This window comes from Anaerococcus sp. (assembly GCF_030825785.1).
Taxonomy (GTDB): Bacteria; Bacillota; Clostridia; order Tissierellales; family Peptoniphilaceae; genus Anaerococcus.
Window position 1 is genome coordinate 1 of the sequence record NZ_JAPJPG010000045.1, and the last position, 12279, is coordinate 12279.

At 36.9% G+C, this 12279-nt stretch carries 9 protein-coding genes and 1 pseudogene; 6 read left to right on the forward strand and 4 right to left on the reverse strand.

Annotated elements, in window-relative coordinates:
- Positions 1 to 57 precede the first annotated feature (57 nt).
- Entirely contained in the window at positions 58 to 1440 is a 1383-nt protein-coding gene (gene murF, locus RCH56_RS06470) for a UDP-N-acetylmuramoyl-tripeptide--D-alanyl-D-alanine ligase (protein WP_306484162.1), read from the reverse strand.
- Positions 1437 to 2474, reverse strand: coding sequence for a D-alanine--D-alanine ligase family protein (locus RCH56_RS06475; RefSeq protein WP_306484163.1), 1038 nt, complete (start codon positions 2472 to 2474; stop codon positions 1437 to 1439). Before RCH56_RS06475 ends, murF begins: the two co-directional genes overlap by 4 nt.
- 406 nt (positions 2475 to 2880) lie before the next feature.
- Here RCH56_RS06475 and RCH56_RS06480 point away from each other — a divergent pair, with 406 nt between their 5' ends.
- The 5 genes and pseudogenes from RCH56_RS06480 (at position 2881) to RCH56_RS06500 (ending at position 8429) form a co-directional block, all read left to right on the forward strand.
- Positions 2881 to 3729: an SH3 domain-containing protein gene (locus RCH56_RS06480; RefSeq protein WP_306484164.1), complete on the forward strand. Its 849-nt coding sequence runs from the start codon at positions 2881 to 2883 to the stop codon at positions 3727 to 3729.
- Positions 3730 to 4065: 336 nt separating this feature from the next.
- Positions 4066 to 4335: an ACT domain-containing protein gene (locus tag RCH56_RS06485; protein WP_306484165.1), complete on the forward strand. Its 270-nt coding sequence runs from the start codon at positions 4066 to 4068 to the stop codon at positions 4333 to 4335.
- 1 nt (position 4336) lies between these two features.
- Positions 4337 to 5692, forward strand: coding sequence for a PFL family protein (locus RCH56_RS06490; protein WP_306484166.1), 1356 nt, complete (start codon positions 4337 to 4339; stop codon positions 5690 to 5692).
- A gap of 9 nt (positions 5693 to 5701) precedes the next feature.
- Positions 5702 to 6229: a peptidylprolyl isomerase gene (locus RCH56_RS06495; protein ID WP_306484167.1), complete on the forward strand. Its 528-nt coding sequence runs from the start codon at positions 5702 to 5704 to the stop codon at positions 6227 to 6229.
- A 138-nt stretch (positions 6230 to 6367) separates the two neighbouring features.
- A pseudogene (locus RCH56_RS06500) lies at positions 6368 to 8429 on the forward strand (glutamine synthetase III).
- 216 nt (positions 8430 to 8645) lie between these two features.
- On the opposite strand, the gene RCH56_RS06505 reads toward RCH56_RS06500, so the two are convergent.
- Positions 8646 to 10547, reverse strand: a complete 1902-nt coding sequence (locus RCH56_RS06505; RefSeq protein WP_306484168.1) for a fructose-1,6-bisphosphatase — start codon at positions 10545 to 10547, stop codon at positions 8646 to 8648.
- 151 nt (positions 10548 to 10698) lie between these two features.
- Entirely contained in the window at positions 10699 to 11436 is a 738-nt protein-coding gene (locus tag RCH56_RS06510) for a hypothetical protein (protein WP_306484169.1), read from the reverse strand.
- A gap of 102 nt (positions 11437 to 11538) precedes the next feature.
- Here RCH56_RS06510 and RCH56_RS06515 point away from each other — a divergent pair, with 102 nt between their 5' ends.
- Positions 11539 to 12048, forward strand: a complete 510-nt coding sequence (locus RCH56_RS06515) for a nitroreductase family protein (RefSeq protein ID WP_306484170.1) — start codon at positions 11539 to 11541, stop codon at positions 12046 to 12048.
- Positions 12049 to 12279: the final 231 nt, after the last annotated feature.

Sequence of the window (12279 nt, forward strand, 5' to 3'; positions counted from 1 at the left end):
GTTTAATTCATTTTCCTTTCTTTTCTAATTCTTTTCTAATTCTTTTCTAATTTTTTCCTATAATTTTAACTTGCTTATACTTTCTATAATTTCTTCCATGTGCATGCCATGGCTTCCCTTGACAAAGACAAGAGACGACTTGGTAATTAGAGACTTTAGTTTGTCTATGAGGTCGTTTTTGCTGGTGAAGTGGAAGATTCTATCTTTGGAGAAGTTATTTAGGGCCCCCTCATACATATGCTTAGATAGGCTACCAAAGAAGAGACAGTAGTCAATATCTTTTGGGTCAATCTCACTACCTACTTCATAGTGGAGGTCGTCTTCAGTCTCTCCAAGCTCTAGCATATCACCAAGCACTAGGATTTTAGTGTCATAGCCACCTAGAAGTTTTGTTGTCTCAAGTCCACTTCTTAATGATTGAGGGTTTGACTTATAGCAGTCATCCAAGACATCGAAACCTTCAAATTCTATTATACTAGACCTATTATTAGCTGGGGTTACTTCAGAAAGACCCTTTTTGATCTGATCATTGCTTAGGCCAAAAAGGCTAGAGACTAGAACTGTCACTCCACCGTTGTAGATATTGTGGCTACCAAGTAGGGGAATGGTGTAAGTTTCTCCATCATGGGTAAAGCTTACCTTACCTTTATTATCACCAGAGGATTTTACTACGAAGTCATTATCATCTTCTTCTCCAAAAGATATCATTTTTTGTTTTACTTCGTAGGAGGAGATTTCCTTTTTCATTGTAGGATCATCTCCATTGTAGATAAAATAGCCGTCTGGGCTTAGGCCTTCTACGATTTCCATCTTAGCCTTTAAGATTCCCTCTTTGGTCTTGAGATTTTCTAGGTGACTATCTCCGATATTGGTAATGATTGCAATATCTGGTTTTGATATATTTGTAGTAAGAGATATATCTCCAAAGCTATCTGTTCCCATCTCTACTATAGCGATATTTGTATCTTCATCAAGGGATAGGATAGTTTTAGGAACTCCTATTTCATTGTTGAGATTTCCTATAGTTTTTTGAACCTTGTACTTTTCCTTAAGAACTTCGTAGAGGAGGTCCTTGGTAGTTGTCTTTCCGTTTGATCCTGTGATGCCTATTACTTTAATATCTTCTAGTTCGCTCCTGTAGGCTCTTGCCAAATCTTGGAGGGATTTTAATGTATCTTCGACTCTTATATAAGGAATGGATATGTTGTTTTTTATCTTACAATCACGATCTGCTAGAAAGGCAGAAGCCCCCTTATCCTCACATTCTTTGATGAAAAGTCTCCCATCAAATACTTCTCCGATTAGAGGAATATAGAGATTTCCTTCTTGGATTGTCCTTGAGTCAGAAGACACCCCCTTAATCTTAAGGCTAGAGTATTTTTCATCTGAGATTTCTCCGCCGATCATTTTGGCGATTTCGCCTAGACTTCTTTCTATCATCTTTGCCACCTTTCAAATCCATCTTTTATTAATCTATCCAAAACCTCTGCAAAGCTTTCATCATACATAAGCTCGCAAAGTCTTGCGAAAAATGATGAAGGGGTAAAGCCAGGGAAGGTGTTGATCTCATTGACGTAGAACTTATTATCTTTTCCTAGGAAGATATCAACTCTAGCAAAGCCTTCGCATCCACAAGCTTCGTAGGCGCATCTTACAAATTCTTGAGCCTCTTTTAGCTTTCCTTTTTCTAGTATATAAGGAAGGGTCTCCTTGGTAGACTTGGAAAAATACTTGGCATCGTAGTCTAGGAAAGTGTGGTCTGAGATATAAGCAGCAGGTTCTGATACATCTGGATTCATGTAGCCAACTACAGCAAACTCGATCTCTTGACCTTCGATCAGCTCTTCTACAAGTACCTTTTTGTCATATTTCAAAGCTTCATCTCCGGCAGCCATAAGCTCTTCCTTACTTGTAACCTTGCTTACCCCAACAGAAGACCCGTTAGCAGAAGGCTTTACTATAAGAGGAAGGCCGATCTCCTCGATACATCTATCCATAAAATCATTGTCAAAGCCATCCCTATTAGTGTAGAGATATTTAGCTTGGCTTAACTTATTCTTCTCGAAAATATCATTGCTTGTAACCTTGTCCATACATATTGCAGAAGATAGAAGTCCATTTCCTATGTAGGCTACTCCAATAACATCTAGGAGGGCTTGGATTGTTCCGTCTTCTCCATAAGTTCCGTGGACTGCAGGAATTACAATAGTCTTTGAATAATCTTCCTTAGATAGACAGGCGAGGAAATTTGCAATAGACTTTGTCCTATTTTCCTTAACTTCCCTAACTAGGTCGAATTCATTATCTGTATCTATCTTATCGAAACTTTCTGAATAAGCTCCTTCTTTATTAATATATACCAACTTTATCTTATATTTTTCTTCATTTAAATTTTTGCTTATGTTAAGGGCACTTCTTAAAGAGATATCATGCTCACTTGAAGGGCCACCACATAAAATGTAGACATTAATCATTGCTTGCTCTCTTTCATATAAATTCTATGAGGATTATACTACTTTAGAAAATTTTGGGCTAATAATTAGGACAAAGACGAGTAGCTTAGATAAAAAAGCCAATAGATTACATTTGTTACAATTAATTTTCTTAAAAGCTAAGAGAAATATAGGGGATTTGTCTGAAATATAGAAAAATAATGCTAAAAAATCTGTAGAATTAATAAAATATTTGATAAAATTATCTAAAAAAATCTAAGGAAAACCTTATATATCAATATTTTCTAGAAAATGACAAAAAAAATCATAATCTACATAATTTTTACACAATTTAAAGGTACAATAGTGCTTGTAAAAAAGAGTTGTTAATATTTTGTAACTATTATTACAAGTAAAATTAAATTTGAAAATTAGGAAGAGGATATAAATGAACAAATTAACAAAATATGCACTAGCAGCAGCGCTAGTACTACCATCAGTATTTACTTTCGGATCAAAGGAAGCAAAGGCTGATAGAATCGAACTTAACACAGAAAAGGCAAAAGCAGTAAACGTAAGAAGCTCTGCCGAAGAAGTAAACAACGTTATTGGAACAATCAATGACGAAAACAAATCTTACGAAATTCTAGGAAAAGCTAATGGCTGGTACAGAATTGACTTCGAAGGAAAAGAAGCATTCGTAGGAACACCATGGTTTAACGTAAAAGCTGAAACAGAAGTTATTGCTCCAGCAAACTTTAGAGATGATGCTCAACTTTCATCAAATGTACTAAGCGTTCTACAAGAAGGCGATGTAGTTGAAATTATCGAAGAAGCAGATAATGGATATGTAAAAGTTAAATTTGATGGCAAAGAAGGATATGTATATAATAACCTTCTAAAATCATTCAACGAAAGAAACAAAAAAGCTGAAGTGGCTCAAGCACCAGTAAGTAATAATAACGAAGCTTCATACCAAACATATGAAGAACCAACATACACAGAAGAATATTACTACGAAGAACCAGCAGAAGACTACTACGAAGAAGACTACTCTTCTTACCAAGGAGATTCAAACTGGGCAAAAGAATGGATAGCTCAAAGAGAATCAGGTGGATCATACACAGCATATAACCCAGCTGGTGGCTACTACGGAAGATACCAACTAAACCCATCCCTAGTAGGCTACGGAGCAAGCCCAGAAGAACAAGAAGCAGCAGCAGACTCATACGTATACGGAAGATACGGTTCATGGGAAAACGCTCAAGCATTTTGGGCTAATAATGGTTGGTATTAAAAAACAAGCCCGCACGGCTAATTGAGTGCCCTCCACGGAGTGGTCGCAGGGCGAAGCCCGAGAAATCCCGTCTGGCCAATAGAAGACCCTCCACGGAGTGGTCTGTGAAGCAGAAGACAAGTCCGTCAGGATTAAGAGGAAATTATCCGCGTTCTGGTAGCAGCCCACGGAGTGGTTAATTTAAAATAAAAATTAAGTGAACTTAAACAAAAGACTTTGGCTCTTCTTGCCAAGTCTTTTATTTTTTGTATACTAGCCCTTAGGGGCTATTTTTCTTTGCACTCATTAATAAAAGGGTAAAATCATTAGTAGGAAAAGGCTCATTAGGAGGAAGAAATGAAAGCTATACTAACAGTAATAGGAAATGACCAAAAAGGAATTATTTATAAAATTTCTAAAGTCTTATATGAATACAATATCAATATCCTTGATCTAAGCCAAACTATAATGGAAGATCAATTTGTAGGGATGTTTAATATCGACTTTACAAAGTCAAAGGCAGACTTTACTGAGATTAAGAAGGCCTTTGATAAGCTAGCCGATTCGAACAATTTAGAAATAAGAATCCAAAACGAAAAGCTTTTTGACGCTATGCACAGGATCTAATATGGATAAGAATAATATTATTGAAACAATCAAAATGCTAGATGAGGAAAATCTCGATATCAGGACCCTTACTATGGGTATTTCTCTTTTTGATTGTATAGACAAAGATTATAAAAAAGCATGTGATAAAATTTATGATAAAATCCTAAGAGAAAGCAAGGACTTTATCAAGACTTCTAGGGAAGTATCTGCAATCTATGGCGTACCAATCATTAACAATAGGATTTCTGTTACACCAATTTCTCTTATTGCGGCAGCGACAGACCTTGACGATTATACTCCCTTTGCTGAGTGTCTTGACAGGGCAGCCAAGGACGTTGGAGTTGACTTTATAGGTGGGTTTTCTGCACTCGTTCAAAAGGGGATGACCAAGGCTGATGAGATTTTGATTAAATCTATTCCAAAGGCCCTATCGACTACTGACCTAGTATGCTCAAGTGTAAATGTGGGCTCAACCAAGGCAGGTATCAACATGGATGCTGTAGCCATGTGTGGAGAAGTAGTAAAAGACTTAGCAGAAAGAACTAAGGATACAGATGCCCTAGGATGTGCCAAGCTTGTAATATTTTCAAATGCCGTAGAGGATAATCCCTTCATGGCAGGAGCCTTCCATGGAGTAAGTGAAGCAGATACAGTAATTAATGTCGGAGTTTCAGGTCCTGGTGTAGTGAAGGCAGCAATTTCAGGTAAGGATGACCTTCCGATTAATGAAATCTGTGAGATAATCAAAAAGACAGCCTTCAAAATCACTAGGATGGGAGAACTTGTGGCAAGAGATGTCTGCGATAGACTTGACAAAAACTTCGGAATCCTAGACTTATCCCTAGCTCCAACACCAGCCATTGGAGATTCTGTAGGAAGAATCTTAGAAGAGATTGGAATAGATAATGTAGGAGGACACGGAACAGTAGCAGCTCTAGCCCTACTCAATGACGCTGTAAAAAAGGGCGGTCTTATGGCAAGTGCCTCTGTCGGAGGACTTTCCGGTGCCTTTATCCCAGTAAGCGAAGATGAAGCGATGATTAAAGCAGTAGATGGAGGACATTTGACCTTTGATAAGCTAGAAGCCATGACCTCTGTTTGCTCAGTTGGCCTTGATATGATTGCAATACCAGGATCTACAAGCCCAGCTACAATTTCTGCTATGATTGCAGATGAAGCGGCAATAGGAATGATAAATGCCAAGACTACTGCAGTTAGGATAATCCCTGTTCCAGGAAAGGACGTAGGAGATTATGCAGAGTTTGGTGGACTTTTAGGCTATGCACCAATTATAGATATAGGAAATTCTAATTCAGATAAAATGATCAAAAGAGGCGGTCACATACCAGCCCCTGTTCACTCATTCAAAAACTAAGGAGGAAATATGGAAAACAAGAACCCAATAGTAACATTTGAAATGGAAAATGGAGATACTTTTAAGGCGGAACTATACCCAGAAGTTGCTCCAAACACAGTAAGAAACTTTATCTCACTTATAGGTCACAATTTCTACGACGGAGTAATCTTTCATAGGGTAATCAAAGGATTTATGATTCAAGGAGGAGACCCAGAAGGAAGAGGAACCGGTGGCCCTGGCTATTCTATCAAGGGAGAATTTGCTGCAAATGGCTTTGAGAATAACCTAAAACACGACAGGGGAGTTCTCTCTATGGCAAGATCTATGATGCCAGATAGTGCAGGCAGCCAATTTTTCGTAATGCACAAAAACAGCCCTCACCTAGATGGCCAATACGCAGCCTTCGGCAGAGTAATCGAAGGAATGGATACAGTAGATAAGATAGCAGAAATTAAAACTGACTTCCAAGATAAACCAAAAGAAGACCAAGTAATGAAGACAGTAACTGTAGAAACTTTCGGAGTAGACTACGACGAGCCTGAGATAATCGAATAATAATTTTAAGTACCAATCTATATTTTAAATGTATTATAGCTTGGTACTTTTTTGTTAATAGCAAATGAATAAAGATGTAAATTTATTTTTAAAATTCACCTGGTATAATATAAAAGTAAAATCTAAGAAAGAGGTAGTATGGTTTTGAAAGAATTTGGGAATATGGCTTTTGACAAGAAAACTATGAAGGAAAATGTACCCTACACAGTGTATTTGAAATGGAAACAAGCGGCAAGGAACAATGCCACCTTAGATAGGGAAAGTGCTGATGCCATAGCTCATGCTATGAAAGTCTGGGCGATTTCTAAGGGGGCAACTTCCTACACGCATTGGTTCCAACCCTTAAATGGGAAAACTGCGACCAAAAAGACAGCGTTTTTGAACAGGGATGACAAGCACAATCCTATAAATAGGTTCTCAGGTAAGGAGCTTATAAAGGTTGAACGCATCTTCTTTCCCATCTGGAGGAATGCGTTCAACCTTTGAGGCTAGAGGATATACATATTGGGATTTGACTGCCAATTCCTTTATCCTAGACAAGGTCTTATATATTCCATCAGTTTTTGTGTCATTTTATGGGGAAAAACTCGACAAGAAACTTCCTCTAATCGAGTCCATGAACATGGTAAGCAAAGAGGCTTCAAGGGTTTGTAATTTATTTCTCAAGGAAGAGAAAACTTACAGGGTTAAGGCTAAACTAGGCCTTGAGCAAGAGTTTTATCTCATAGATAAAAAGTATTTTGATAAGAGAATTGACCTTGAATATTCTGGGATGACCCTTATTGGTTCTGATCCTATGGTTGAGAAAGAACTTATCTCTCATTATCTGGGGGATATTCCAAAAAGAGTTGATGAGTTTTTTGAAGATGTAAACAGCGAGCTTTACAAGCTTGGTATCTACATGGAAGCAGAACATAACGAGGTAGGACCAAATCAGTTTGAGATTGCCATAATGTATGAAAATGTCAATATATCTGTTGATAATAACCAACTCCTTATGCATATATTAGAAAAGACAGCCCTAGACCACGATTTAGTTTGTCTACTTAAGGAAAAACCTTTCAAAAATATGGCAGGATCTGGTAAGCACAATAATTATTCTTTGGCGACAAATTATGGAAGGAATCTATTTACTCCAGGGAAAAATCCCAAAAACAACCCGGTATTTCTTCTGTTCTTAGCTTCCATGATCGAAGTTTGCAACAAATACCAAAAACTAATAAGGATTGCTTCTTCATCTGTAACTAACGACTATAGGTTGGGCGGAGATGAAGCCCCACCTGCCATTATTTCTTTATTTATAGGTCGTGACCTAGAAGATGTCTTAGAGTCTGTAGCTAATGATGATTTTGAGGAAAAAGTTATAGAAAATATGGTCAAGATTCCTCATTTAGGAGAAATAAAAACTGACTCATCAGATAGGAATAGAACATCTCCTATAGCTTATACTGGCAACAAATTTGAATTTAGAATGTTAGGATCATCTAAATCAGCAGCAGACCTCAATACAGTAATAAATATAGGATTTGCTGAGTCAGTGAAGAAAATAGCTGATAGGCTAGAGAAGGTAGATGAAGATAGGCTAAGGGAAGAAGCTTACTCCATAGTTAAGGAAATCTACCAAGAAAACAAAAATATTCTCTTTCAAGGCGATGGCTACTCAGAAGAATGGGAAAAGGAAGCGGAAAAAAGAGGCCTAGAAAACTTCCCGACTTTCTTGGAAGCTGTAATAGCAGCCAAGGCCACCAATGCCTATGATATATTTGAAAAATCTGGGATCTTTACTAAAAAGGAAATAGAATCCATAATCAAGGTCGAATATGAAGATGTTACAAAGTTTTTCTCTTCTCAACTAGAAATACTAAATAACATGATCCACCAAGAGATTCTTCCATCAGCTATGAGAGAGATCGCGAGCATCAAGGATTACCTATCTTTTGTAGAAAATGAAAGACTGAGACAAAGGGCGAGAAAAATAAACGAAAAAGTCGGTAAACTTTTAGACTATTGCGAAATAATTTCATCTATCTTAGAAAAATCGGAAGATATGGATCTCTTAGAATATAAGGCTAGGTATCTTCAAAAAGAAACAAGGAAAGTCGCAGCCGAAATCCGCCAAATATCAGATTCGTTAGAAAAGTTAATATCTAGAGAAAATTACTCTATGCCAAACTATGTGGATATGCTTAAGACTTTGTAGATATCCTATATTTCAAACGTAAGTCAGGCATAAGACAAGTCTTTATGATAATTCTAAGCAAGAATAGAAAGAGACGTTTTTAGGGAAAATAATCTGCTTATGATTAGTTTATAAGGTCCAGAAAATAGAATAGAGTGATGGTATAAGAAGAGCCCCAAAAGTTAAACCGAAGATAACTAAGGGGCTAGTTTTTATCTGCATTCTTTTTTGATGGAATCAATTCGCACTATCATACATTTCCAAAAGCTTTTCCAAAACTTCAATTTTTTCTCTTATATCCTGTCCTTCGTCGGTGTCTTTTTTTAGCATTCTTGGAAGGAGGATTTCTACTTCTTTTATATTTGGGGTGTAGCTTGATACCTTGTCTGTGATTGACTCGTAGCTTTTGTGCTCGGCTAGGGCTACGTGGTGGGAGTTAAACATCAAGGTGTAGCCTGCAATTCCTGTCTTTGCCTGGTAAGGCTTGGATATTCCACCATCAATTACATAGAGCTTGCCACCTCCTTTGATTGGGCTATCTCCTTTTTTGACTTTTACTGGAACATGGCCATTAATTATCCTTCTTCTTTCACTTGTAATTTCAAATTCATCTAAGATCATATCTACTATCTCTTCCTTTTCAGAAAGCTTGTAGTAAGGGTTGTAGACTTCTCTTTTTAGATCTTTATCTTCTACGAAGAGATTTTCGAAGTAGGAGTATTGGCTCTTGCCGAAAATTGGGGAGTATCTACCGTTTATTAGATACCACATGACATCTTTGGCAAAGATTGAATTCGTAAAGTAAGCATCACGAGCGACCTTGTCAAAGGCGTCCATAAGCTTTCTTCCAGAATATTTCTTTCCTTTTATTTCTATTTCTTGGAATTTTCCGTCTTCGGTTAGGGGGATGCAGCCATGAAATAGGAGAGAGCCGTTTTCCGTCTTATACATTGACCCGTTTTTGTAGAGAAAGCTCATGTGGCGGTTTAGTCTATTGCCCTTGATGAAGTCGCTTTTTAGGATATCTATTATAAACTGTTCAGCATCTGTTAGTTTGAGTGGTTCTTTTGGATCTATGGTCGGGAAGTTAGTATCCTTGAGTGGGACATTTTTGTAGGTCATTTTTTCAAAATCAATGAATTTGAGGAAGTTTCTATCATCTACATTAAACTCAGGATTTCTAGCTATGAGGGCTCCGTCGAGTTTGAACCTTATTATAGAGATTGCCTTATACATCTTGGCTGCTACTTCGCCACTTACGTTGTCGTAGATATTTCTATCGAAGATCCTAGGCATAAAGAGCTCGCATGGGTCATCCCTATAGTTGTGAATGGCAAATTCATAGAGAGGCCTTAGGTTTATTCCGTAGCCGTCTTCTAACATATCGAAGTTGTTGTAGGAGATGGCATTGGCGACACAGGCAGCTATCAGGGCTTCATTTCCGCTAGCCGCTCCCATCCAGGCTATGTCGTGGTTACCCCATTGGATGTCGACATTAGGGAAGGTTAGTAGTTCGTCCATGATTATGTGTGGGGAAGGTCCTCTGTCGTAGATATCCCCGACTATATGGAGTTTGTCTACAGAAACTCTTTGAATAAGTCTTGCAAGGGATATGATAAATTCCCTAGCAGAGTCGTATTTGACTATATTAGCTATTAGGGATTCATAATATTCTTTCTTATTAAATTCAGAATCGTTGGTATATAGTAGTTCGTCAATGATATTTGTATATGAGCCTGTAAATTTGCCTTTGACATAGGCCTTTGGGTATTTGGTAGATACGAATCTAAAGAGGTTGATTAGCCTATGGATAGTTATAGTTAGATAATCTTCTGTCAATAAATCGTTTTCAGAAAGGTCCTTAAGAACGTGGACCGGATCGTAAATAAGCTCTGCTAATTCGTCTTGGTCTTCTTTAATCAATGTATCGCCAAATAGCTTAGCAATCTTATCTCTAATATTTCCTGATGCGGACCTTAATAGGTGAAGGAAGGCTTCGCTTTCTCCATGGATATCGGAGAAAAAATATTCCGTGCCCTTAGGAAGGTAGAGCTTGGAGTTAAGAGAAATTAACTCGTCTTTGATGTTGGATTTTTTAGGATAGATGTCTTTTAAAAGTTTTAAATAATGTTTGTCCATAATACTCCTCATTTCTTCTTATTTCCTATATACCCAAAAGCAAGGGATTTCCAAATGAAAAATGGCTAAGCTTAGTCTAGGAACTTTTTGTCTTATCCTTTATTGAATAAGATACGAAAGAGTCTGTCCTAGCTTTAAGCTTGCCATTTATTTATTCTTGAGTATCTATATTTTTATCATCTTCACTCGGAGTATCTATTTGATTAGGGTTTTCTACTACTTCTTTATCCTTTAAATCTCCTAGATTCTCCTTATTTTCATCTGGATCAATCACGTTTATTTCTTCTATTTGATCTTCTTTTATAGCTTCATCTTCCTTTTTACTTGCGAAGTCAAGGGAGTATATTTTGTTATTTGCCCTAGAATTTTTCTTCTTAATATCTTGATTTGATATTTCTTCTATGTCCCTTTCCTTGATTACTCCTTTATCATTTTTCTTAAGCTTTGTAGGTTTTTTTGATTCTTTTATATTATAGTAACCTTTCCCCTTTGTAGCCATTGCCATGATTTGTGAAAGGATTATAAACACGTTTAGGATAAGTGGTATCAGTATAAGCCTTTCCCTAACAAAGAATAGGATTAGTAGGTCTATTATAACGAAAAGAGTAGCGAAAAATATATTTGATATTATCTTTACTCCAAACTTACCAGAGTTAAAAATATTTCTCGTAATCTGTAAATTTAATAGAAATAAAGATATGAGTACTAATAGGGCAAAGGGCTTCGCAAAGCCAAGTGAAATACTTGATAGGCCAATTATATCAAGGAAGCTTGCCAAAAGCTTCTTATCGACAAAGCCTGCAAAAATGGCCGCAAAAGCAAATAGTATTGTAATTATTGATCTAAATATGCCGCTTATGCTAGTTAAAAATCTCGTAGTTTTTTTCATAATGCCTCCGTTTATATTATTATAGCATAAATAATCGATTTGTTTCTAGCTTTTATTAGAGTATAATAAGCCCAAAGATTTGTTTAAGTTAAGGAGGTCTATATGTTATTTGATGAAGTAATAGATAAGAGATATTCTGAGAGGAAATATTCATCTAAAGAACCTAGTGATGAATCAATCGAAAAGCTCCTAGAAGCTGCTAGGAAGGCTCCGATTGCAAATGGCCAGTACGATATGTGCAGGCTCACAGTCGTTAAGGATAAAAATCTCATGAAAGATTTCGTAAAGGAATATCAGGAAAAGACTGGAAAGAGCAAGGATCCTCTCTACGCTGCACCAGTATTTATTATCTTTTCATCAAGTAAGGATACATCGGCCCGTTTTGAAGATGCAGGTTGCGTTATAGAAAATATTTCCCTAAAGGCGACAGAGATGGGACTAGGATCTTGCTATATAAGAGGAAGCGTAAATGCCCTAGGAAAGGATGCAGCTTACGTCAAAAGCCTTAACTTAGATGAAGGATTCTTCCCTGTAAGCGGGGTTATAGTTGGTTACCCTGACGGTGAAAGTAGTGCACGCGAGCACGATATCAAGACCAATTATATTAATTGACAAGCTTTATAAAGAAAGAAAATAATTTTTGAGAAAAAGAAAGGAAATCTCGACAAAAGACTTGAATGGTTGATTATTTTATGGTATAATTAACAATTGCTAGAAATCTATAAATCGAGATTTTTTTATTTTTTTAACGAGTTTTTGAAGATGCTTTTTAGATAGAGAAAAGCCCATGAAACAGACAAGGAGTAATGATTAATGGCCCAATTCCATGAACAAATGTATGGA